This window comes from Massilia sp. IC2-278 (genome assembly GCF_020708045.1).
Classification (GTDB): domain Bacteria; phylum Pseudomonadota; class Gammaproteobacteria; order Burkholderiales; family Burkholderiaceae_D; genus Telluria.
Window position 1 is genome coordinate 76,180 of the sequence record NZ_JAJFES010000017.1, and the last position, 23,808, is coordinate 99,987.

The window sequence follows — 23,808 nt, forward strand, 5'->3', positions numbered from 1 at the left end:
TGAAATTCGCACGTCGAAAACGAAGGGGAGTACATCACCCAATCCAGTTGCCTTTGTGGCAAATATTGTGTCGGTGGCGCCCTTGCCAAATGATTTTCAGAAGGTTTTAATGGCTTGCCGTTCCGCATGCAGAAGCGATGTACAAGCTTATTAAGGCTTCAACCGAAATATGTACATTACCGTTTAGAGGTTACTTTGCTGAATTTTGCAAAAATTATTGTTCCCGCTACCTTTATATTCACGACTGCACTGACCCAAGCGGCAAATCTTCCAGACGGCATCAAAGGTCTGCAATTAGGCATGACTGGCAAACAAGTCGTTGTTCAGCTCAACAAAATCTATGGCCGGGATGTTTCCAAGCTCACGGAATGCCACAAGGATGATGACTTCCAAGCTGGGGCTGGAACCTGTGTTGTTAAAGCTTCGGGGTTGAAATACGGCGGCGTTGACGTCGAATCTATTACCATGACCATTCTTGATATGGGTTTAGGGAATGTGTACTTGACTCTCGCTACCCCAAAAACTCGACAAGAGCACGACGGTCAGGTCAAGCAGGTAACGTCTGCTTTAGCCTCATTTCTTCCTATGCCATCCAATGTCGTCAAGGACGATCTTATGTGGAAGCTAGATGATGGTAACGCCTTCATGGTGGTGAACAATCAGCCAAAAGTGAGCATCATGTACATGTCTATGGCATATCAGGAAGTAAATAATGCCAAAATGCGTCAAGAACAAGAGGCGAAGCGCAAGCAAAAGGCGAAAGATGCAGGCCTTTGACTTGTATAGCCTTAAATGCAACAGCATCGTAGACTCATACGCCTCGGCTGCCTGCAGTTGCGCGTGGGCGGAAGGCGGCATCAATGCGCCCCTTACCGCAAGCGCATAGTCGTTCTAGACAACGTTGATGCCGCGTCCCCGAACTGCCAGGCAGTGCGATTGGTTCGAACTTTCCCTGTACAGCGAACTAAACAGTGGCCGCTGGCGACCGTCCGCTCCGGGTCGATAGCGGACGTACATAGCCGCAGTCCGAGCATGAAGAGTGCGGCCGTGTTTATAGACGAGTCATGCCATGGCCCACGCACTTCTTCCGAAAACCTTTAGGCATCTATCGCAGCTTGTCTCCGGGCTCATCAACAACTGCCGCAGGGCTTCGCTCACGTAGCAATGATCACACCATGGCGTGGGATGGCGAAAAGACGTGGAGGATGGCGTCGGATCGTGGAGCGTACCTCAGGTTCGATAGCCTCCTTTCGCGGGCTGCGCATCCGACACGAACGAAGAGCAGACATACATCAGACGTTCCTTTGGCCCGCTTGCCCGCTCATCCGTTGGCAGTACGACGAACGGTCTTGCCATGCGTTCTCAGGCCGGGCGACGCATTCGTTCCACAAGAAAACCTGAAGCCAGCCGCGAACTAGCCCGTCGCCGCCATCACCGGCGCCGGCGTCACCAGCTGCAGGCTGGCGCCAGTACCCGCACCAGTACCGCCGCCGCTGCCCCGCAGTGGCACGACCGCCCCATCGAACTGATACCCTTCGGCGTCATGCATCTCCCACGCGCCGTCGCCCAGCAGGCGCAGCACGTGCGTATGGTGGCGCAGCACGGCGGCGCGGTGGGCGATGCTGATCAGGGTGGTGCCGTTCGCGCGCAGGCGCGCATACAGCGAGGCTTCGTTGCCGCTGTCGAGCGCGCTGGTCGCTTCGTCGAGGATGACGATGGAAGGCCGGTGCACCAGCACGCGGGCAAAGGCCAGGCGCTGCTGTTCGCCGACCGACAGCAGCTTTTCCCAGTCCTGCACGGCATCCAGGCCGCCGACGCGCGCGGCCAGGTGCGGCAGGTGCGCCTGGTCGAGGATCTCCAGCAGCTCGGCGTCGCCCAGGCTGGACGTGCCGCTGGGGTAGAGCAGCTGGCTGCGCAGGGTGCCGGCCTGCAGGTAGGGCTGCTGCGGCAGGAAGAAGCAGCTTTCCAGCGGCGGATGCTGGATGGTGCCGCTGCCCGTGTTCCACAGGCCCGCGATCGCGCGCAGCAGCGAGCTCTTGCCGCAGCCGCTGTCGCCGGTGATCAGGAGGGCATCGCCCGGCTTCAGGACCAGGTTCAGCTCGCGGATCAGCACCCGTTCCGATTGCGGCGGATGCAGCGTCAGCGCTTCCAGCGCCAAGTGCTCGCCGGGGCGCATGCGGATGCGCGGATGTTCGCCAGCGGCGGGCGCTTCAGGCGCCGCGTCCGGCAGCACCAGCGCCGACAAGCCCTGCAGGCGGTCGATGCCGGCCACGAAGCGGCTCAAGCTCTCGAAGTTGTCGACGATGACGCCGACCGCCGTCAACACCGCGGTGAACGCGCCGGCCGCCTGCACGGCGCGGCCCACTTCCAGCTCGCCCGACAGTACGCCCTGGGCCAGGATGATAAAGGGCAGCACCAGCGTGAGCTGGCTGAAGGTGCGCTGGAACAGGTTCAGCGAGCACTGCTTGCGGATCAGGCGCGCGAAATTCTGGATCACGCTGTCGAACTTGCCGTCGATGTGGGCGCGTTCCTGCGCTTCGCCACGGTAGAAGGCGATCGACTCGGCGTTCTCGCGCAGGCGGATCAGGCTGAAACGGAAATCCGCTTCGCGCCGCAGCTGCCAGAAGTTCAGCTGGATCAGCGGATTGCCGAAGACGTAGAGGGCGACCACGGTGCCGGTCAGCGCATATACCGCCAGCACGCCAACCAGCACCTGCGAGATCGACCACAGCACCGTGCTGAAGGCGACCAGCTGCATGATCGAGCCGAGGAAGATCAGCAGGAAGTGGATCGAGCGGCCGGTGAAGGTGTTGATGTCTTCGCTGATGCGCTGGTCTGGGTTGTCGATCTCGCTGTTGGCACCCAGCGCATAGTACTTGCGTTCCTTCAGGTAGCCGTCGAGGAAACGGCCGGTGAGCCAGCGCCGCCACTGGTTGGCGAAGCGGTCGCGCATGTAGTAATAGAAGGCATACACCGGCACCGCAAAGGCCAGCACCAGCAGGCAGGCCCGCACCGCGTTCCAGAAGCGGTCGCCATTCCTTCCCGCCAGCGCCGAGGTCATTTCGCCGGCCTGGTCGTTCAGCATGACGGCCAGCTTGGTCTCGACCAGCATCAGCACGATCAGCAGCACCAGCAGGGTCCAGGCCGTCCGTTTCTGGTCGCCCAGCCAGTAGGGCCTGGCCACGTTCACGAATTGCTTCCAGGCGGCGAGCGACAAGGCAGCGGCCCGCCGCTTGTCGTTTGACGACGCCGGATCGTCATCGGTCCGGGTGTCGGTGGGGGCGGAGCGGGGCGTGTTCATGTTTCGTCACTTGCAAGGGGCAACCGGCGGCTGCGTTACAACCCCAGCATAGGACGCGGCAGAGCCCCGTTCAGTGCGGAAACAAACACAGCATGAATTTGTCTTTACGGGGCAACAAGGCTACATTGCTTGTCGGTCAACATGAAAGCCCCTGCATGCGCTCCATCCCCGTCCTGTTGGTGGCCACCGCGCTCGCCGCCGCGGCCTGTTCCGATGCCTCCGATACCAGCGAGGCGATCGGCCGCCTGATCCGCACGGATAAGCCGGCCGAGCTGCGCCTGGCCGACGCCACGCGTTTCGCGTGGGACCGGGTATTCATCTTCGAACCCTACACCTCGCGCGCGCGGGCATGCGGCGTACTGGGCGTGAAGGACGGGGATTGCGAACGCATCGTGCCCTTCGAATCCATGGACGATGGCGAGATGTCGCTGGCCTTCCTGGCGCAGGGACGCGTCGTGCGCTATGTGCGCCACAGCCGCGCCAACGGTGACTTCGTGCCGGTGCCTGCGAACCAGCCCCTGGCGCGGGACGATGCGGTGTTTCGCATTGTTCCGTTCGAGACGCTGGCGAATGGCAGGACCCTGCTCAGGCTGGTTAAGAAATGATCCTGCTGTTGCGGAACGCGTCGTCACCAATAGCTTGTGTCTAAGCGACAACACCCGCGCCCGTTGGCTGTTTATTTCTACTTGGCAATACTGTAAAGTTGCCAGGTTGTAATAATAATCAGACAATCGAAAGGGATGCAATGGATTTGGTGTACAAGAACGAACGTTCCCTGTTCGTCGTGATGCTGGTGTTGTCGCTGATCGTCTGGGCCGGCCTGGTGGCCGGCATGGGCGGGGCGGTGTTCGGGTATGCGGTGATGTTCTTCCTGTTCTACTGCTTCGCGCAGTCCGCCCTGATCTCCTACATCAAGGGCAATGCCGTGCGCATTACCGCCGACCAGTTCCCCGATCTCGACGCGCAGATCAACGCCTGCTGCGCCAAGCTCGGCCTGGAGCGCGTGCCCGACGCCTACCTGCTGCAGATGGGCGGCTCGCTGAACGCCTTTGCCACCCGCTTCCTGGGGCGCGACTTTCTGGTGCTGTACTCCGACGTGGTCGACGGCCTGCACGACAATCCGGATGCCCTGAACTTCTACATCGGCCACGAGATCGGCCACATCAAGCGCAAGCACCTGAGCTGGGGCACGGTACTGCTGCCGGCCTCGGTCCTGCCGCTGATCGGCGCCGCCTATTCGCGCGCCCGCGAGTACACCTGCGACCGCCACGGCCTGGCGGCCTGCGAGCAGCCGGTGAACGCCGAATTCGGCATGGCCGCACTGGCCGCCGGCGGGAAGCGCTGGCGCACCATGAACAACAGCGCCTTCATCGAGCAGTCGCGCGAGACCGAGGGTTTCTGGATGTCCTTCCATGAACTGGTGGGCGATTACCCGTGGCTGGTCAAGCGCATGGCCGCAATCCGCGCCCTGGCCGCCGGCCAGGAGCCGCAGCAGCCGCGCCGCCATTTCCTGGCCACCCTGCTGGCGCTGTTCGTGCCGCGCCTGGGCGGTGCCGCCGCCGGCAGCCTGGGCGGCCTGATTGCATTGGTGGCCGTCGCCGGCATCCTGGCGGCAGTCGCCATCCCGGCCTACCAGGAATACACGCAAAAGGCGGTCGTGATGGGCGCCTACGCCACCGGACAGCAGGCCAGCGCCAAGGTCGAGCACTATCTGGCCGAGCATGGCCGCATTCCGACGCTGGCCCAGGCTGGCATCCCGGCCAATCCGGGCGGCCAGGTGCGCGAGATCGAGATCGATCCGAAGAACGCCGTGCTGCGCGTGCTGACCAGCATCGAGACGAAAGAGGGCGCCGGCGTGCTGGTGTTCGAACCCTCGGTCGACAAGGAGGGGAATGTGTCGTGGAGCTGCAGCGGCGAAGGGATCGTGCCGAAGGCGCTGCCGCACGAGTGCCAGTAAGACCCCGGGAGCGCGGCCCTTACTGGGCGCTTACTTGGCCATTACTCGGCCTGGTCGCGCATCCACTCCTTCAGGCCATTCACCCAATCCTTGGCCGGCAGGTTATAGCGCCGCTTGATCTCGCCGGCGCGCTCGTAGAGCACGGCGAAATCGATCTGCGGCGCGTCCTTGAAGGCGATCACCACGATGTTCGCGTCGTGCACCTCGGGCAGCCAGACCACCGCGTCGAACACCTCGCGCATCGCGTCCAGGTTCTTGTCGTAGCTGGCGAAGTCGCCGAACACGTTGGTGGTCATGATGCCGTTCGGCGCCAGGCAGTCGAAGCAGCCCTGGTAGAACTCCGGCGTGTCGAGCACCGGGCCGCGCGCTTCCTCGTCGTACAAATCCACCTGCAGCACATCGACCTGGCCACGGTTCGCCGGGTCGAGCACGAAGTCGAGGGCGTTCATTTCGCGTACGTCCAGGCGCGCGTCGTTCGGTGGCAGCTCGAACAGCGCGCGGCAGATGGCGATCACGTTCGGATTCAGTTCGGCCGCCGTCACCCGCGCCTCCGGAAAGCGGCGGTGGCAGAACTTGGTCAGCGCCGCGCTGCCCAGGCCCAGCTGCACGATGTGGCGTGGCGCATCCAGGAACAGCAGCCAGGCCATCATCATCTGCACGTATTCCAGCTCGATCGCATCGGGTCGCGCAATGCGCATCGCCCCCTGTTCCCAGGAGGTGCCCAGGTGCAGCGAGCGCACGCCCTCGAACTCGGTGATGGTGGCGGGCGGGTGGCCCGGCTGGGCGAAACGGGGATCGAAGGGAGGCGGCTTGGACATGGAGAGGCGTTCTGCGGTGAAGGCCGATCTTACCAGAGCGCCGCGCCTGGCCGTGTCAAGGCGTGCCGTTGCGGCCGTACAGGCGGCAGCCTGCGCGTTCGTCGAGTTTCCCGAGCCAGGCCGCGACGTGCGGATAATCGGGCCGCGCCATCGGCGTCATCTGCCAGCGGTTGGCGGACAGGCCCAGCACGATGTCGGCCAGCGTGAAATCAGGGCCGGCCACCCAGGCGCCGGTCTGGCCCAGCTGGGCGTCGAGAATGCCCATGTGGCGGTTCCAGCTGGCGCTGCTGGCGTCGATCTGCGCCGCATCGGTGTGGGCGGGACTGCGGCGCACCAGCGCCATGAAGGCGTAGCGCCAGGCGGTGTTCAATTCCGTGGCCTGCCAGTCCATCCATTGTTCGACCTGCGCGCGCGGGCCTGCCTCGCGCGGCAGCAGGGCCTCGCCATCATACCGGGTGCACAGGTAGCGGCAGATCGTGTTCGATTCCCACAGCGCCAGGTCGCCGTCGACCAGCACCGGCACTATGCGGTTCGGGTTGAGAAGGGCATGCGCCGCGTCGTTCCACTCTTCGCGTTCGAAGGGCAGGCCGAGTTCGGCGCAGGTCCAGAGCACCTTGCGCACATTGATCGAGGTGGCTTTTCCGACTATCTTCAGCATGCAGGCGCTCCGTGTGAACCGTTCAGATGGGGAGGATCATGGTCACCGCCAGCCCCCCGCCTTCGCGGTTGGCCAGCAGTACGCGTCCGCCGTGGGCCTCGGCGATCTCGCGCACCAGCGCCAGGCCCAGGCCGGTGCCGCTGCGCTTGGTGGAATAGAAGGGCACCAGGGCGTTGGTCAGCACCGCCTCGCTCATGCCGCTGCCGCGGTCGGCGACGTCGATGCGCAGCAGGTCCTGGCCGCGCCGCACTTGCAGTTCCACGTCATCGGGCGGCGAGCCCGATTCGTGGGCGTTCTTCAGCAGGTTCAGCAGGGCCTGCTCCATCTGGGCGCGGTCGAAGCGGGCCGGCTCTTCGGGCAGGTCGCCAGCCACGCGGAAGCTCACCTGCGCCTGCAAGTGCGCCACCAGCTCGGGCCAGGCGCAGGCGTCGATGCGCGGCGCGGGCAGCTTGGCAAAGCGCGCGTAGCCGAGGATGAAGCTTTCAAGGTGACGCGTGCGTTCGCCGATGGTTTCCAGGATCATCGGCAGGCGCTCGGTTTGGCCGCGCCGCACCAGTTCCGCGCCGGAGTGGGCCAGCGAGGCGAGCGGCGCCAGCGAGTTGTTGATTTCATGGCTGATCACGCGGATCACCTTTTTCCAGGTCTGCACTTCCTGGCGCCGCAGTTCGGCCGTCAGGTGGCGCAGCAGCAGCAGTTCGTGCCTGCGCCCGTTCAGGCTGAAGTGGCTGCGCGCCAGGTGGTACACCTCTTCGTCTGCGCCTTCTCCGGCCGTGAACAAACCGTCGCCGCCGCGCGCCAGGGCATCGACCAGGGCCGGGCTGGCGCTGCCCAGCAGGTCGCCGAGGCGGTGGCCTTCGAGCTTGCGACCGTCGGCCAGCAGCTGGCGCGCCGCCAGGTTGGCATACACCACCGTGCCCGGGCGCTGCGGGATGTCGGCCGCCAGCAGCATCGCCACCGGTGTGTTCTGCACCATGGTGTCGAGCAGCAGTTCGCGCTGCACCAGGTCGCGGCGCTGCTCGCGCAGCACGTCGCCGAGGGCGTTGTGGGAAGCGACCAGGTCGGCCAGTTCGTCGTTCTGGGGCCAGTGCAGGCTGAAGGAAAAGTCGGCGTCGCGGTAGCTGCTGACCGTGCCTTCCAGCGCGCGGAACAGCGACAGGATGGGCTGCATCTGGGCGCGCACCGTGATGATGGCGAGCGGCACCACGCAGGCCAGGCAGAGCACGAACACCAACAGCGGGCGGCCGGGCAGGAAGTAATCGAGCGCCAGGGCCAGTACGATGCCGAGCGCGAGCAGGGTGCCGACCAGGGCCGAGAAGCGGGTGACGAGGGACAGGCGCATCGCGGTGGCCGGCGAATCAGGCGCCGCGCGCGATACCGAGGCGTTCCATGCGCCGGTAAAGGGCCTGGCGCGACAGGCCAAGCTCGGCGGCGGCCTGCGACACCACGCCGCCGGCGCGCGCGAGGGCGGCGGCAATGGCGTCGCGGTCCGGTTCCGCTTCAAGCGCCGGCGCCGCCGCTGCCGCAGCTGTAGCAGCTGCCGGCAGGCCGAGGTCGGCCACGCGTATCAGGTCGCCCTGGGCCAGCAGGTTGGCGCGCGCCATCACGTTCTTCAGTTCGCGCACGTTGCCGGGCCAGGCGTGGGCCAGCAGCGCGCTTTCCGCGCCGCGCTCGAGGCGCTTGCCTGGCGCCAGGAAGCTGGCAGCCAGCGGCAGGATGTCGCCCGGGCGCGCAACCAGCGGCGGCAGGCGCAGCTCGATCACGTTCAGGCGGTAGAACAGGTCTTCGCGGAAGGTGCCAAGCCGGATCATCGCCGCCAGGTCGGCGTTCGTGGCGCTGACCACGCGCACCTTTACCTGGCGCTCGCGGTTCGAGCCGAGCCGCTCGAAGCGCCCGGTTTCCAGCACGCGCAGCAGTTTCATCTGCCCGGCCAGCGGCAGGTTGCCGATCTCGTCGAGGAAGAGGGTGCCGCCGTCGGCCGCCTCGAACTTGCCTTCGCGCGCACGGGAGGCGCCGGTATAGGCGCCGGCGTCGGCGCCGAACAGCTCGGCCTCGATCAGTTCCGAGGGCAGGGCGCCGCAGTTCAGCACCACGAAGGGGCCCTCCCTGACCTGGGAATTGGCCTGGATGATCTCGGCGATGCGTTCCTTGCCGGTGCCGTTCGGGCCGGTGATCAGCACCGGGACGTCGGCGCGCGCCACCTGGCAGGCCAGCTGCAGCACACGCTCGGTGGCCGGGTCGGCCCAGACCAGGCCGCGCAAGTCGTACTGGTTTTCCAGTTCGCGCCGTTCGCGCCGCTCGCGCCCTACGCGCTGGGCCAGCGCGCGGTTCGCCTGGCCGAGTTCGACCAGGTTGGTGACCGTGGCCAGCAAACGCTCGTCGTTCCAGGGCTTGGGCAGGTAGTCGGCGGCGCCGGCTTTCACCAGGTCGACCGCCGCATCGAGGTGGGTCCAGGCGGTGAGCAGAATCACCGGCAAATCGGGATGATGCGCCCGGATCTGCCGGAACAGGGCCACGCCTTCCTCGCCGGAGGTGGTATCGGCGCTGAAGTTCATGTCCTGGATCACCAGGTCCACTGGTTCGCGGGCGAGGATCGCTAGCCCCTCCTCGGGCGAAGCCGCATGCAGCGCCGCGATGTCGTGCAGCGAGAACAGCACGTCGAGGGCGACGCCGACGGCGGCGTTGTCGTCAATGATGAGTACAGTGGGCATGGGCGCCAGCATAGCATTCTCGTCAAGTACTGCGTTCAGGTGCTGCGGGTGGCCAATGCCGGCGAGATGCCCGCCGCGCGCCAGGCCGGTCCATAGGCCGACAGGATGCCGATCGCCCAGAACACGGCGGCGCCGGCCACCAGGTAGGGCAGGGGCAGGCGCGACATTTCCAGCCGCGACACCAGCAGCGCGTTCAGGCCCACGCCCAGCAGCACGCCGCCCAGCACGCCGGCGCTGGTGATCATCACGTTCTCGACGATGAAGTAGCGCAGGATGTCGAGTTTGCGGGCGCCGAGCGCGCGCCGCACGCCGATCTGCTTGCGGCGCTGGTTGACCCACAGGCTGGCCATGCCGACGATGCCGCTGCAGGTGATCAGGAGCAGCAGGACGCTGACGGTGACCAGCATCCACGACAGCGCGGTGTCGGCACGGTAGCGGTCCTTGCGGTCGTCCTCGACGGTCTTGATGCGCAGGATCATCGGCGTGGCCGAGGACTTGCGCAGCGCCTGTTCGGCTTCCTGCATCACGCGGTCGCGCTGGCCGGCTTCGCTGCGGATCGCGTACATGGCGCCGCCTTGGCCGTACTGGCGCGCCGGCATGATCAGCGACGAGATGCCGGTGTCGCCCAGTTCGGCGTGGGCGCTCATCAGGCCCTCGACCACGCCCACCACCTGGGCGCCGGTGGCCCCGCTGCCGGTGCCGAAGTACATGGTCTTGCCGACCGCCGGGGCGCCCGGCCACAGCTTGTCGGCCAGCGGCTTGGTGAGGATGACCAGTTTCGGCACCTCGGCATTGGTCTGCTCGTTCACCTCGGGGATTTCCTGAGGCAGGAAGTCGCGCCCTTCCACCAGTTTCAGGCCCAGGGTCTTGACCAGCGAATCGCCGCTGAAATAGGTCGACGCGTAGCCGCTTTCGCGCTGCTGGCGGTAGTCGGCGGCGACGCTGGTGGTGCCGCCGCTTTGCGACATCGGCATCTGCGACACCTGGGCCACCGACACCACGCCCGGCACCGCGCGCAGCACTTCCAGCTCGCGCTTGATGGTGGACAGCATCTGCTCCGGCGTGTCCTGGTTCAGGTTACGCACTGCGAAATAAAAGGTTGAGGCTTCGTCGAGCAGGCCCGAGGGCCGCGCGGCCACGTCGCGCCGCTCGCTCACGATGTGCAGGGCATTCGCCAGGATGGCCAGGCTGAGGGCGACCTGCATCGCCACCAGCAGCGGGCCGGTCTTGTTGCGCAACAGCGCGGACAGGATGGGTCGGATTTCCATGTTCGGTCTCTCGTTATTGGACGGGGTTCATTGCGCTTATTGGGACTTCAGCTGCATGGCCGGCGTGACCTGGCAGGCGCGCCAGGTCGGCAGCAGGCCGGCAACCAGGGCGGCGCAGATCGAGATCACGAAGGTCAGTCCCAGCATCTCCCAGTCCATGCGCGCCATGGCCGCCATGCTGCGGCTTTGCATGCCGATCAGCGCCAGCGCGCCAAAGGCGAGCAGCAGGCCGAGAAGGCCGCCGGCCAGGCCGATCACGCCGGTCTCGATCAGGAACTGCTGGAAGATCTCGCGGCGCGAGGCGCCCAGGGCGCGGCGGATGCCTACTTCCGGCGCGCGCGCCGAGAACTTCGCCAGCAGCAGGCCGACGGTGTTCACCAGGCACAGGACCAAAAAGCCGAAGGCGAGCCAGGCCGACAGCCGGGTGTCGTTGCCGACCACCTTGCGCTCTTCCATCCACTCCATGACGTCAAACAGGCGGTTCGGCGCATTGCGCTTCAGGCGGCCGAGCTTGCGCTGCTCGCTTGCGTAGTTGTCGAGGAAGGATTGCAGCTCGGCGCGATCAGCGCCCGAGCGGGTCTCGAACCAGGCCTGGACCCAGGTGCATTCCGAGGCCAGCAGGCTGGCGTAGCCCGGGTCGCGGGTCTGGCTGCAATTCACGCTGCCGTAGGGCGTGAGCTCCTTGCGCACCGCCGTGGCCAGCGGGATCATGAATTCCTCGCCGGTGGCCGGGCCGCTGCCGATCAGCTTGTAGTAGCGCGGCATCGGGTTCCAGTCGCCGAGCACGCCGACCACGGTGAAGGGTTCGCCTTTCATCATCAGGCGCTGGCCGACCGGGTTGGCGTCGCCGTAGAGCTTTTCGGCCACCGTGCGATTCAGCACGACGACGTTGGCGCCGCGCGCCTCGTCCTGCGCGCTCCAGGGCTGGCCGTGCAGGAAAGGCACCTCGAACATGGCGAAGAAGTCGCGCGTCGGCGCCAGGCCGTAGGCCTGGAAGGCCGGGATGTCCTTGCGCGGCGGCTCAACCGGCATGCCGGTGCCGAACATGGCGGTGGCGCGCTCGGCCGGATGCTTGCGCAGCAGGTTCATCGCGTCCTGGTAAGACAGCTGCATGTCTTCGGGTTCCTCGTAGGTGGCGCCTTCTTCGGGCTGGCCGTTGTCGACGAAGGGCACGAACAGGCGCTCGCTCTTGCCCGGGATCGGGTCGCCCGACATCACGTGCAGGATGGCGAGCGTGGACACGCTGGCCGCCACGCCGACCGCCAGGATCAGCACCATCAGCGCGGTGAGGGCCGGGTTGCGGCGCAGGTTGCGCAGGCCGAGCTTGAAGTAGTAGGCAAACATGGCTGTGTCCTCAAGCGGTCGCGCCGGTGGTATCCACCAGCGAAGGCGTGTGCCGCACCAGGTCGGACACCTGTCCGTCGATGATGTGCACGTTGCGGTGGGTGCGCACCGCCAGCTCGGGGTCGTGGGTCACCATCAGGATGGTGGTGCCGGCGGCGTTGATCTCTTCCAGCAGCTCCATCACGCCGCGCGCCATCTGCGTATCGAGGTTGCCGGTCGGTTCGTCGGCCAGCAGCAGCTTGGGCGAGCCGGCCAGGGCGCGCGCGATCGCCACGCGCTGCTGCTGGCCGCCGGACAGCTCGGCCGGGTAGTGCTTCATGCGCGAGGCCAGGCCGACTTTTGCCAGCGCGTCCTCGATGCGGCCCTTGCGTTCGCGCGTATTGAAGCCGCGGTAGCGCAGCGGCACGTCGACGTTGTCGAACAGATTCAGGTCGGGGATCAGGTTGAAACCCTGGAAGATGAAGCCGAGCTTTTCGTTGCGCAGGCGCGAGCGCGCGGCGTCGTCCAGCCCTTTCACGTTGACGCCGTCGAGGATGTATTCGCCCGAGGTGAATTCCTCGAGCAGGCCGGCGATGTTCAGGAAGCTGGTCTTGCCCGAGCCGGAGGGGCCGGTCACGGTGACGAACTCGCCCTGCTTGACGTCGATCTCGAAGCCGCGCAGGGCGTGGGTCTCGATCATGTGGGTGCGGTACACCTTGGAGAGCTTGGTCATGCGCAGCATGGGATGTCCTTTCGGGTTGTTCGTTGTTGTCAGTTGATGGTGACGCGCTCGGCGTTCCTGAAGGCGTCGGTGCCCGAGACCACGACCTGGTCGCCCGGCTTCAGGCCGGACACGATCTCGACCGCGGACATGCTGGTGGCGCCGATCCGGATCGGGGTGCGCACCGCGGCGCCGTCGCGCACCACATAGGCGAAGCGTCCGCCCTCGTTTTCCACGAAGGGGCCGCGCTGCACCATCAGCACGTTCGGCTTTTCCTCGATCAAGAGGCGCGCCGACACGCGCTGGCTCTGGCGCAGGCCCTTCGGCTGGTCGCCGTCGAAGCGTACCCGCGCCAGCACCTGGTTCTTCACCACTTCCGGCGACAGCGCGGTGAGCTTGCCGCTGGCGCTGCCGGTGGGCAGGGTGATCTCGGCGTTCATGCCCAAACCGAGGTCGGAGACATAGGTTTCCGGGACTTCGATCTCGACTTCCAGGCGCGACAGGTCGACCAGGGTCATCAGGGGGGCATTGGCGGCCACCACCATGCGGTTCTGGACGTTCAGGGTGCCGATGAAGCCGTCGACCGGCGCGCGCACGGTGAGTTCGTCGACGCGGCGCTGGGCGTTCGCCATCGACAGGCGCGCACGTTCCAGTTCGTTGGCCTTGGTGCGGATCGCCAGGGCGACGTCGTCGCCTTCCAGGTTCGCCGCCTGGCTGGCATGGCGGGCGCGGATCTGGGCCGAGTTCAGGGCGTCCTTGGCTTTCTGGTAGTCGATCTTGGCGATGATGCCGACCTGGCCGACGCTGTCGTAGCGCTCCAGGGTGCGCTGGGCGGACAGGCGGTCGATCTCGGCGGTGTCGGCTTCGCGCTGGGCCAGCAGCTTCTGTTTGCGCGAGAGGATCTGCTGGCGTGCGACTTCGGCTTTCAGCTGTTCGTAGGTGGATTGTTCGCGCTTCAGGGCGTCGGACAGGTCGGGGGATTCGAGCACGGCGAGAATGTCGCCCTTCTTGACCGTATCGCCGGCGGCCACCTGCAGGTTGACGATGGCGGGAGCGGTGGAGAACAGCGTCGGGCTGACGGCGGCGACCACGCGGCCGTTGACCGAGGCATCGCGCACCAGGGTGCCGCGGCCGACTTCGGCAATGCGCAGGCGGCTGGCGCTGACCGAGTGGCCGGCGCTGCTCCAGTTGGAGAAGAGCAGGGCTGCGGTTGCTATCAGCACGACGGCTGCGCCGACCAGCAGAGCGGGGCGCTTGAACTTGTGGGATGGCGGCGCGGTGACGACGGCATCCTGGTGGGAGGTATCGCGGATCATGATGTGTGCGGGTAACGACGTTGTATGCGGTCGTTGTTGCACGATCCGTGCCAGGGTTTAAGTCATTGATTTTGCAGGATTGTGGTGGACGGGCAGACGTGTCCGCGGTGTCCGGTCACGGGTGGGCGGTCGTTCGCGGACACGGGCGTGTCCGCAGGGTGTTCGGGCGGTAATGGGGCTGTTGCCTGTTGCCGTTATTGGTATGCATGATCCGCGTGGGCACGGGGTGCCCACCGTACGGTCACCATTATCGGCAAGATCATACGAAACCCGGATACGCAGCGTGTCCCGTACGGTGGGCACCCCGTGCCCACGCGGATTCAACCCACCACGAACAGAACAGGCAACAGCCCCAACGCCATGTGCAAACCGCCTTTCACAACAAACGCATCACTTCTGCGGCTTCTGCTTCTGCCCATACTTCCCGACGATCTCGCCCTTGGCCATCACATGCCCCTGCATCGCCTTGAGCAGCGTATCCCGATCCGACCCGAACGGCACGTCCAGCATCACGTCCAGCGCATACACCTGGAAGTGATACGGATGCGCCGCTTCGCCCACCGGCGGCTTCGGCCCATAATACCCCATCGACCCGCGCGTGTTCCGCCCCTGCAGCACGCCTTCCGGATCGGTCAGCCTTGGCTGCTCCTGCACGCCCTCCGGCAAGCTGGTGACATTCGCCGGGATATTCCACGCCAGCCAGTGCACGAACGGCGCCACCGGTTTCGAGTCCGGGTCCTCCGCAATGATCGCGTACGACTTCGCCCCCGGCACCGCCTTCCACGACAGCGCCGGCGACACGCCGTCGGCATACTCGCTGTACTTCTGGTCCATCATGCCGCCATGGCGGAAGCTGGACGAGCTCACCGTCACCGCCCCCGATGCCTGCGTCTCCGCCCGCTTATTCGCCAGCGGCACCCCATTTCCCTTGTTCGCCTGCTGCTCCATCGGCCCGGCGGGCGGCACCGCGGCCGCACCGCTCGGCGCCGAAGCGCCAGACCCGGTATAGGCCACCCGGTAGATCACGCCATTCGCATCGTCCGCCATCAAGAGCGACCCATCCTTCGCAAACGCCAGCCCGACCGGCCGCGCAATGTGGGTCTTGCCGCCATCGGTCAGGAAGCCGGTGACGAAGGGCTCGACGCCTTTCGGCTGCCCATTCTCGAAGCGCACGCGCACGATCTCGTAGCCGGAAGCCGGGTTGCGGTTCCACGACCCGCGCATGGTCGCGAACGCGTCGCCCCGGTACTGCGCCGGGAAGGCGCTCTTGTCGGCAAAGACGAACTGCATCGGCGCCGCGTGCGCCGTGTAGCCCAGCACCATCGGCGTGCTGCGCTTCTTCCATTCATCCTTGCCGATTTCTCCCTGCGGCGTGCTTTGCGGGTAGACCTCGTTGTTGCCGAAGACGTGAGGCCAGCCGTACTGCTTGCCCATCTCGATCTTGTTCAGTTCTTCCTGCTGCTGGTTATCGCCCAGGAAGTCGATGCCATGGTCGAAGCCCCACAGCTCGCCGGTCTGCGGATGCCAGGCAAAGCCGATCATGTTGCGCAGGCCGCTGGCGAAGATGCTGCGCGATTTGCCGTCCGGCGAGGCGCGCAGCAGGGTGGCGTTTTCCGGATTGCTTTCGTTGCAGGCATTGCAGGTGCTGCCGACGCTGATGTACAGCATGCCGTCCGGGCCGAAGGCAATCGTCCGGTTGGCGTGCTGGCCGGCGTCGGGCAGGTCGCCGATCAGCATCTTCAGCTCGCCCAGGCGGCCGTCCGGCTGGATGTCGGCGACGAACAGTTCCTTGGCCGTGATGAGGTAGAGCTTGTTGTCGCGGATCGCCAGGCCGTGGGCGCCGGCGCGATTCGCCACGGTGACCGGTGCGCCATCGGCACGGCCGTCGCCGTTCGCATCCTTCAGCAGCAGCACGTCGCCCTGGTCGCGCCGGCTCAGGTAGACGTCGCCGTTCGGCGCCACCGCAATGATGCGCGCGTTCTTCAGGCCGGTGGCAAAGGGTGTGACGGTGAAGCCGCTCGGCGCCTTGATGGCGCGCATGCGCTCGGGCGTCGGCTCGACCTTGTTCGGCTTCCAGATGTTGATGTTGGTCGAAAACTGGGTGCCGTCGCCCTGCTGGGCATAGGCAGCCGATATGGCAAGGCCCATCAGGGAAGCCGCGAGCGCGCGTTTCATCGTGCAGTCCTTTCGTGTCGATATCGTCGGGTAAGTATTGGTCGACTCATCGTGCCAGAGTGGCGCGCGGCGGTATGTGGGGGAACGAACATTTGATGAGTCCGGCTTAACGCACATTCGTATTGATTTTTGTCAACTTGTCCATAAGTGGGGCATGGATACTTCCCGACCTTGCCCTGGAAACGACCATGACCGCCTTTGCCGCCACGCTGTTCGACTCGTTCAGGAAGGGCACGCGCAAGCTGCTTGCCTGGCCGGACGCGACCCCGATCGACTATTTCTTTGCCGACAGCGACATCGCCCAGCTGCACCGGGTGGCGCCCACGGGCGATGCCGCGCTCGACGACCAGACCTGGAACGACCTGCTGCTGCCGCGCTACCACGAGCGCCTGGGCGCCGGCGTCAGCATCTTCGGCCGCCAGGCCTTGTACCGGCGCCTGCGCGGCGGCGCGAACGATGCGGAATGTGCCGGCCAGGCGGAGCGCCTGCGCGCGCTGATGGCCGACCCGGCGCGCCGCACGCAGCTGGAAGCGGCGCTGCGCCCCTTGCGCGATGCCGATACCGAAACGGCGGCCCTGCTGTTCGAAGGAAAGGCGCCCGCGCCGCCGGCCTGGCTGGGCTGGACCTGGCTGCTGCCGCTGGCGCTGCTGGCCTCGATTGCCGGCGTGATCCTCACGCCCTGGTCCTGGCTGGCCACGGCTGGCGTGCTGTACCTGCTGATCGCGGGGCAGATGCGCTACCACGAGCGCGTCGAGGCCTGGAAGCGTGCGCTGAACACGCTGCAGATGCTGCTCCTGGCCAGCAGCACCGTCGGCACGCGCGACGCGGCAGCGCCGGACGCATTGCGCGCGGGGGCCCAGCACGCCGCCAGACTGGGCGGGCGCCTGGCGCGCTCGATGTTCGCGCGCATGAGCCAGGACGGCGGGGCGTATGGCGACTGGTTCATGCTCTCCAACGTCAAGCACTATTACCGCAGCCAGGCCATCGCGTTCGCGGAGCGCGACTTCTTGGTCGAGTGTTACCTCGCCTGCGCCGAGCTCGAGGCCGACCTGGCGCTGGCGCGCACGCTGCTCGCGTCACCAACATGGTGCTGGGCCGGGCGCAGCGATGGAGCGATCGAGATCGAGGCCGGCGTGCATCCGCTGCTGGCTTCCCCGGCCGCGCTGTCGGTGGCGCTGGAAGACAAGGGCGCCTTCATCTCGGGGCCGAACGGTTCGGGCAAGAGCACTTTTCTACGGATGCTGGGCCTGAACCTGGTGGTGGCGCGCGCGTTCGGCTTCTGCCATGCGCGCCGCGCGCGTCTGCCGGCGCTGCCGGTATATGCCAGCATGCAGAACGAGGATTCGCTGCTGGAAGGCCAGAGCCTGTACATGGCCGAGCTGCGCCGCGCCAAGGAATTGATTGCCGCCGCCGAGGGGCCGCATCCGGGCATCTGCCTGATCGACGAGATATTCCGGGGCACGAACCACGTGGAGTCGGTGGCGTCCAGCGCGGCCGTGCTCGATACGCTGGCGGCGCGGGCGAGGGTGGTGGTGTCGTCGCACAACCTGGTGCTGGCCTCGTTGCTGGAGCACCGGCTGGAGGCGCTGTGCATCGACCGCGACGACGAGGGCCGGCTGGTGCTGGCGCCGGGCGTGCTGGCGCAGACCAACGGAATTGCGCTGCTGGCCACGCAGGGCTTCGGCGCGGAGATCGAAGGCAAGGCGCAGAAGGTGGCGGCCTGGCTGGAGACCTACCTCGGCCAGCCCGAAGCGGGTGCGCATGTGTTGGCTGCGCAATCGTAACGACCTTTTACCTCCTCGGCAGCGGCGTTCCCTTGTCGATCACCTCGCGGCAATCGCCGCGCATGCGCGCATTGTCGTAGTCGGTCCAGCCGTAGCTGTCGACATAGCGCTTGTGGCGCTTCCACTGCGCGCTGGCGATGCTCCACTCCAGGCGCTCGCCGGGATAGCGGATGTCGCCCAGGTCGACCAGCGTATGGAACACGTTCTCGGTCGACAGCCGCGCCTTGCGGTGCTGCTTCAGCTGCGCCACCTTGGCCGGGTAGAGCGCGGCGTACACGTCCGAATACCAGACAAAGGCCGGCACGTGGAATTCGTATTGCGTGTTGTGGCCGTGGAAGGCCAGGTCGCAGGACTTGTCGTACAGGGTCTGGCCATGGTCGGCCACGTACATCAGGGCCGCCGCCTTCTCGGGCGATCTTAACTTGTCGATCACCTGGCTCAGGAACCAGTCCGTGTACAGGATCGAGTTGTCGTAGCTGTTGCTCATCTGTGGCTCGATGGCGTCGTCGGTGACCACCGGCTTGTCGACGCCGCGCAGCGAGGGCGTCCACTTGTCGAACCGGGCCGGATAGCGGTGTGCATAGTTCCAGTGGCTGCCCAGGGTGTGCAGCACGATCAGCTTCTTCGGCGCCGGGTCGTCCAGGGCCCGCTCCAGCGGATCGAACAGCACCTCGTCCAGGTTCGAGCGCGTGGTGAAGCCGCCCAGGTTCAGGAACTCGACCGTGTCGGCCTCCCTGGCGAACACCGACACCGGCGTGTCGAACTTGCCGAAGGAGATCTGGTTCGACAGCCACCAGGTTTTATAGCCGGCTTCCTTGAAGGCGGTCAGGAAGGACTTTTCGGTAAAACCGTCCTTCAGGCTCTGCATCGCGGGTTTTCGCGAAATGATGACCGGCACCGACAGGCGCGTGGCCGATACCGAGGTGATCAGGTCCTGCAGCGGCACCAGGTTCGCTTCCTTCGCCAGCAGCGGATTGGTCTCGCGCGTGTAGCCGTTGATGCTCCAGCGGTCGAAGCGCGCCGATTCGCCCAGCACCATCACCAGCACGTCGGGCGCGTTCGCCGGGTCGGCCTGGCGCGCATCAAAGCGGAAGGCGGCGCTGCGCCGGTTCAGATCGGCCAGGTACTGGCGCTCCTTGTAGAAGTCGACGCCGCGCGCCACCAGGCCGAAGGGCCAGGAGCGGGCAAAGGCATCCAGCTCGACCGGCAGCCTGGCCCAGCCCGGCAAGCGCGGTGCGGACCAGGCACCGGCGGATGCGGAAACCGTCGCGGACGCCGCAGGCTTCGCCGCGGCCACCAGGTGCACCCGTGCCGCCGGGGCAGCGGCAGGCTTGGGTTCCGGCGTCACGCCCACCTGTTTTTCGTAGGCGAACACGGCCACCGCCAGCCCGAGCACACCCAGCACGACCCAGCGCGAGCTGTCGTTCCAGTCGAGCTGCCGGGTCTTCCATGCCGCGCGCCAGCAGCTGGCCCACCAGGCCAGCACGCCCAGCAGCACCGCCGCCAGCAGCCAGGCTTTGGAGCCCAGGAATTCCATGGCTTCCAGCGGGCTGGTCTCGGCCATGATGCCAAGGTGGTGGGTGGAAATGCCCTGGCCGTAGTAGGTATATAAGTAGAGCTCGGTCGGCAGCGCCAGGAAGGCCGGCAGCAGCAGTGGATGGAACCAGGCCGGGCGCTTGAACAGGGCCCAGGCCGCGATCCAGGCCATGACCTCGACGCCGAGCACCTGCAAGGGCCGCGTGACCGGCAAGCCCAGCAGCAGCGGGAAGAAAGGCATTGCCGACAGCAGCGCATACGTCAGCACCAGGTAGACAGTGGCCGGACGGACAGGCAAGCGCAACGGCAGACGCACGGGCAAACGCATGGGCAGGATATGGGCAGTAGCGGCAGAGGAAAGTCGGCTATTATCCGATTTTTATCGCCGGGAAAGCTATTCCTGCCGTGCAAGGTACTTCCAGAGGGCATGGCCGCTTGTGTCAGGACTACCACAAACACCGGGGTTTACCGGCGCTTTCGACCGGCCGCTCCCCGCGCTGCCAGTAAACCGGTTGACCTCAGTTTGCGGGAAGTCTATACTCGCGAGTTCTCGATTTATTCTGGCAATCGTATACGCTCTCGCAGCCGCTCCTTTTCGGTGAGTGGCTTTCGTCGCCTCCGCTGTCAGTCTTGAACGGGACTAGGTTTCAGTCCCCGGGTCGCTCCTGTGCGGTTCGGGTCATCAACTGTAGTACTTTGTTGGATTAGGAACGATGCCAACCATCAATCAACTGATTCGCAAGCCGCGCGTTGCTGCGGTTGTGAAGAGCAAGTCGCCGGCACTTGAAAACTGCCCGCAAAAGCGCGGTGTTTGCACCCGTGTGTACACCACGACCCCGAAGAAGCCTAACTCGGCACTGCGTAAAGTCGCCAAAGTTCGTCTGACCAACGGTTTCGAAGTCATTTCGTACATCGGCGGTGAAGGCCACAACCTGCAAGAGCACAGCGTTGTCCTGCTGCGCGGCGGTCGTGTCAAGGACTTGCCAGGTGTGCGTTACCACATGGTCCGCGGCGCACTGGATACCCAGGGCGTGAAAGACCGTAAGCAAGCTCGCTCGAAGTACGGTGCGAAGCGCGCCAAGGCCGGCGCCAAGAAGTAATCTGCGGCCCTGTCATCGACAGGTCACATTGAAAAGTTAAGTTGAGCCGGCCGGAAGGCCGAGTAAGTGAAAGATCATGAGGGTCTTTCGCGAGTGCTGAAAAAGCACTCAACTGAAGATAGGAAGGAATTGAAATGCCACGTCGTCGTGAAGTACCCAAGCGCGATATCCTGCCGGATCCAAAATTCGGTAACACCGATGTCGCCAAGTTCGTCAACGTTCTGATGCTGTCCGGTAAGAAATCGGTCGCTGAAAACATCATCTACGGTGCGTTCGAATACATCCAGTCGAAATCGGGCAAGGACCCGCTGGAAGTGTTCGCAGCCGCGATCAACAACGCCAAGCCAATGGTGGAAGTGAAGTCCCGCCGCGTCGGCGGCGCCAACTACCAGGTGCCAGTTGAAGTTCGTCCGGTTCGTCGTATGGCGCTGTCCATGCGTTGGTTGCGCGAAGCCGCAAACAAGCGCAGCGAAAAATCCATGCCACAACGCCTGGGTGGTGAACTGATGGAAGCCGCGGAAATGCGCGGCGGCGCGATGAAGCGCCGTGACGAAGTCCACCGCATGGCAGAAGCGAACAAGGCGTTCTCGCACTTCCGCTTCTAAAAAATATGGCTGGGTTCCCTTGGGGCTTGGCCGTGCAGTATCTGTTGTTCAGGCCGGGCGCGTTTTGATCTCAAAATGTTGCCCGGTTTTGTCCATTCAAAGATTTAGGAAAAATTATGGCACGCACTACCCCCATTGAGCGCTACCGCAACATCGGTATCTCCGCTCACATCGACGCCGGCAAGACGACCACCACCGAGCGCATCCTGTTCTACACGGGTGTGAACCACAAGATCGGTGAAGTGCACGACGGCGCCGCCACCATGGACTGGATGGAGCAGGAGCAGGAACGCGGCATTACCATTACCTCGGCAGCGACGACCTGCTTCTGGAAAGGTATGGCCAACAACTTCGAGCCACACCGCTTCAACATCATCGATACCCCGGGCCACGTCGACTTCACCATCGAAGTGGAACGTTCGATGCGCGTCCTGGACGGCGCCTGCATGGTTTACTGCGCAGTCGGCGGCGTGCAGCCACAGTCGGAAACCGTGTGGCGCCAGGCTAACAAGTACAAAGTCCCGCGTCTGGCTTTCGTCAACAAGATGGACCGTACCGGTGCGAACTTCTTCAAGGTCTACGACCAGATGCGCGCGCGCCTGAAGGCCAACCCGATTCCTCTGCAGATCCCGATCGGCGCCGAAGACAACTTCAAGGGCGTGGTCGACCTGGTCAAGATGAAGGCGATCCTCTGGGACGACGCTTCGCAGGGCATGAAGTTCGACTACGTCGACGTGCCGGCCGAGCTGGTCGATCAGGCCAACGAATGGCGCGAAAAGCTGGTCGAAACCGCCGCTGAAGCGTCGGAAGACCTGATGAACAAGTACCTGGAAGAAGGCGAACTGTCGGAAGCCGACATCAAGAAGGCACTGCGCGATCGTACCATCGCGGGCGAAATCGTCCCGATGATGTGCGGCACCGCCTTCAAGAACAAGGGCGTTCAGGCAATGCTGGATGCGGTCATCGAATACCTGCCATCGCCAGTGGACATCCCACCGGTCGGCGGTACCGACGAAGACGACCAGCCGGTCACCCGTAAGGCCGACGACAGCGAGAAGTTCGCTGCGCTGGCATTCAAGATCATGACCGACCCATTCGTCGGCCAGCTGATCTTCTTCCGCGTGTACTCGGGCGTCATCAATTCGGGCGACACCGTCTACAACCCGATCAAGGGCAAGAAGGAACGCGTCGGCCGTATTCTGCAGATGCACGCGAACCAGCGCGAAGAAATCAAGGAAGTCCGTGCAGGCGACATCGCTGCTGCGGTCGGCCTGAAAGAAGCGACCACCGGCGAAACCCTGTGCGATCCTTCGGCACCGATCATCCTGGAAAAGATGGTCTTCCCTGAGCCTGTCATCCAGCAGGCAGTCGAGCCGAAAACCAAGGCCGACCAGGAAAAAATGGGCCTGGCACTGAACCGCCTGGCACAGGAAGATCCGTCGTTCCGCGTGCGTACCGACGAAGAATCGGGCCAGACCATCATCGGTGGTATGGGCGAGCTGCACCTGGAAATTATCGTTGACCGCATGAAGCGCGAATTCAACGTGGAAGCAACCGTCGGCAAGCCACAGGTTGCATACCGCGAAACGATCCGCAAGGCAGTCACCGACGTCGAAGGCAAGTTCGTCAAGCAGTCGGGCGGCCGCGGCCAGTACGGTCACGCAGTCCTGACCATCGAACCGCAAGAACCGGGCAAGGGCTTCGAGTTCGTCGACGCCATCAAGGGCGGTGTGATTCCTCGCGAATACATCCCTGCGGTCGAAAAAGGTGTGCGCGAAACCCTGACCAACGGTGTCCTGGCTGGCTACCCAGTCGTGGACGTCAAGGTCACCGTCACCTTCGGTTCGTACCACGACGTCGACTCGAACGAGAACGCGTTCCGTATGGCCGGTTCGATGGCATTCAAGGACGGCTGCCGCAAAGCATCGCCAGTCATCCTGGAACCGATGATGTCGGTCGAAGTCGAAACGCCGGAAGACTACGCCGGTAACGTGATGGGCGACTTGTCGTCGCGTCGCGGCATGGTGCAGGGCATGGACGAAATCCCAGGCGGCGGCGGCAAGATCATCAAGGCCGAAGTTCCGCTGTCGGAAATGTTTGGTTACTCGACCTCGCTGCGTTCGGCGACCCAGGGTCGTGCAACCTACACGATGGAATTCAAGCACTACTCGGAAGCGCCGAAGCACGTCATCGATGCAATCGTGACCGCGAAAGCCAAGTAATAAAAAATGTGTGCCGTGGCGGGTGTCCGCCGCGGCTACAATAACGACACAAAGTAAAAATCGTTCTTTTAAAGGAAGATCAAAATGGCAAAAGGTAAATTCGAACGGACCAAGCCGCACGTCAACGTCGGCACCATCGGTCACGTTGACCACGGCAAAACCACCCTGACGGCTGCAATCGCAACCGTCCTGTCGAAGAAATTCGGCGGCGAAGCCAAGGCATACGACCAGATCGATGCGGCTCCGGAAGAAAAAGCACGCGGCATCACCATCAACACCGCGCACGTCGAGTACGAAACCGAAAACCGTCACTACG

Annotated in this window: 19 protein-coding genes; 8 read left to right on the forward strand and 11 right to left on the reverse strand. The window is 64.6% G+C overall.

The annotated features are described in order from the left end of the window. Window positions 1-195: 195 nt before the first annotated feature. Window positions 196-777: a hypothetical protein gene (locus tag LK540_RS22110; RefSeq protein ID WP_229439555.1), complete on the forward strand. Its 582-nt coding sequence runs from the start codon at window positions 196-198 to the stop codon at window positions 775-777. Between the two features lie 637 nt (window positions 778-1,414). Here the strand turns inward: LK540_RS22110 and LK540_RS22120 are convergent. After that, a complete protein-coding gene (locus LK540_RS22120; RefSeq protein ID WP_229439556.1) occupies window positions 1,415-3,301 on the reverse strand; it encodes an ABC transporter ATP-binding protein/permease in 1,887 nt (628 codons plus the stop codon). 155 nt (window positions 3,302-3,456) lie between these two features. Between LK540_RS22120 and LK540_RS22125 the strand changes: the two genes are divergently transcribed. Next, window positions 3,457-3,906 carry a hypothetical protein gene (locus LK540_RS22125; RefSeq protein ID WP_229439557.1) on the forward strand — a complete coding sequence of 150 codons (450 nt, stop codon included), beginning with the start codon at window positions 3,457-3,459 and terminating at the stop codon, window positions 3,904-3,906. A 140-nt stretch (window positions 3,907-4,046) separates the two neighbouring features. Then, complete coding sequence (locus LK540_RS22130; RefSeq protein WP_229439558.1) at window positions 4,047-5,258, forward strand: M48 family metalloprotease; 1,212 nt, start codon at window positions 4,047-4,049, stop codon at window positions 5,256-5,258. Between the two features lie 41 nt (window positions 5,259-5,299). Here the strand turns inward: LK540_RS22130 and LK540_RS22135 are convergent, their stop codons facing one another. The 9 genes from LK540_RS22135 to LK540_RS22175 all read right to left on the reverse strand — a co-directional run bounded on the left by LK540_RS22135 (window position 5,300) and on the right by LK540_RS22175 (window position 16,245). Then, a complete protein-coding gene (locus LK540_RS22135) occupies window positions 5,300-6,076 on the reverse strand; it encodes a spermidine synthase (protein ID WP_229439559.1) in 777 nt (258 codons plus the stop codon). Window positions 6,077-6,131: 55 nt separating this feature from the next. Then, the gene (locus tag LK540_RS22140; RefSeq protein ID WP_229439560.1) at window positions 6,132-6,734 is read right to left on the reverse strand and encodes a glutathione S-transferase family protein; all 603 of its coding nucleotides are present in this window, start codon (window positions 6,732-6,734) and stop codon (window positions 6,132-6,134) included. Window positions 6,735-6,756: 22 nt separating this feature from the next. Then, a complete protein-coding gene (locus tag LK540_RS22145; protein ID WP_229439561.1) occupies window positions 6,757-8,073 on the reverse strand; it encodes a PAS domain-containing sensor histidine kinase in 1,317 nt (438 codons plus the stop codon). A gap of 16 nt (window positions 8,074-8,089) precedes the next feature. Then, complete coding sequence (locus LK540_RS22150; protein WP_229439562.1) at window positions 8,090-9,442, reverse strand: sigma-54 dependent transcriptional regulator; 1,353 nt, start codon at window positions 9,440-9,442, stop codon at window positions 8,090-8,092. A 35-nt stretch (window positions 9,443-9,477) separates the two neighbouring features. Continuing rightward, window positions 9,478-10,710, reverse strand: a complete 1,233-nt coding sequence (locus LK540_RS22155; RefSeq protein ID WP_229439563.1) for an FtsX-like permease family protein — start codon at window positions 10,708-10,710, stop codon at window positions 9,478-9,480. 36 nt (window positions 10,711-10,746) lie between these two features. After that, on the reverse strand, window positions 10,747-12,054 hold the full coding sequence (locus tag LK540_RS22160) for an ABC transporter permease (protein ID WP_229439564.1): 1,308 nt from the start codon (window positions 12,052-12,054) through the stop codon (window positions 10,747-10,749). A 10-nt stretch (window positions 12,055-12,064) separates the two neighbouring features. Then, complete coding sequence (locus LK540_RS22165; RefSeq protein WP_229439565.1) at window positions 12,065-12,775, reverse strand: ABC transporter ATP-binding protein; 711 nt, start codon at window positions 12,773-12,775, stop codon at window positions 12,065-12,067. 29 nt (window positions 12,776-12,804) lie between these two features. Continuing rightward, window positions 12,805-14,070: an efflux RND transporter periplasmic adaptor subunit gene (locus LK540_RS22170; protein ID WP_229439566.1), complete on the reverse strand. Its 1,266-nt coding sequence runs from the start codon at window positions 14,068-14,070 to the stop codon at window positions 12,805-12,807. Between the two features lie 390 nt (window positions 14,071-14,460). Next, entirely contained in the window at window positions 14,461-16,245 is a 1,785-nt protein-coding gene (locus tag LK540_RS22175) for a YbhB/YbcL family Raf kinase inhibitor-like protein (protein WP_229439567.1), read from the reverse strand. 188 nt (window positions 16,246-16,433) lie between these two features. Between LK540_RS22175 and LK540_RS22180 the strand changes: the two genes are divergently transcribed. Further along, a complete protein-coding gene (locus tag LK540_RS22180) occupies window positions 16,434-18,029 on the forward strand; it encodes a hypothetical protein (protein ID WP_229439568.1) in 1,596 nt (531 codons plus the stop codon). 7 nt (window positions 18,030-18,036) lie between these two features. Here LK540_RS22180 and LK540_RS22185 read toward each other — a convergent pair whose 3' ends face one another. Next, window positions 18,037-19,881 carry a phosphoethanolamine transferase gene (locus LK540_RS22185; protein ID WP_374041385.1) on the reverse strand — a complete coding sequence of 615 codons (1,845 nt, stop codon included), beginning with the start codon at window positions 19,879-19,881 and terminating at the stop codon, window positions 18,037-18,039. 397 nt (window positions 19,882-20,278) lie between these two features. On the opposite strand from LK540_RS22185, the gene rpsL reads away from it, so the two are divergent. The 4 genes from rpsL to LK540_RS22205 all read left to right on the forward strand — a co-directional run. Further along, the gene (gene rpsL, locus LK540_RS22190) at window positions 20,279-20,665 is read left to right on the forward strand and encodes a 30S ribosomal protein S12 (RefSeq protein ID WP_056336781.1); all 387 of its coding nucleotides are present in this window, start codon (window positions 20,279-20,281) and stop codon (window positions 20,663-20,665) included. Window positions 20,666-20,799: 134 nt separating this feature from the next. Further along, a complete protein-coding gene (gene rpsG / locus LK540_RS22195; RefSeq protein ID WP_229439569.1) occupies window positions 20,800-21,270 on the forward strand; it encodes a 30S ribosomal protein S7 in 471 nt (156 codons plus the stop codon). A 116-nt stretch (window positions 21,271-21,386) separates the two neighbouring features. After that, window positions 21,387-23,492: an elongation factor G gene (gene fusA / locus LK540_RS22200; protein ID WP_229439570.1), complete on the forward strand. Its 2,106-nt coding sequence runs from the start codon at window positions 21,387-21,389 to the stop codon at window positions 23,490-23,492. Window positions 23,493-23,576: 84 nt separating this feature from the next. Then, window positions 23,577-23,808, forward strand: a 232-nt coding sequence (locus LK540_RS22205) for a GTP-binding protein (RefSeq protein WP_229439571.1), incomplete at its 3' end; no start/stop codon positions are given.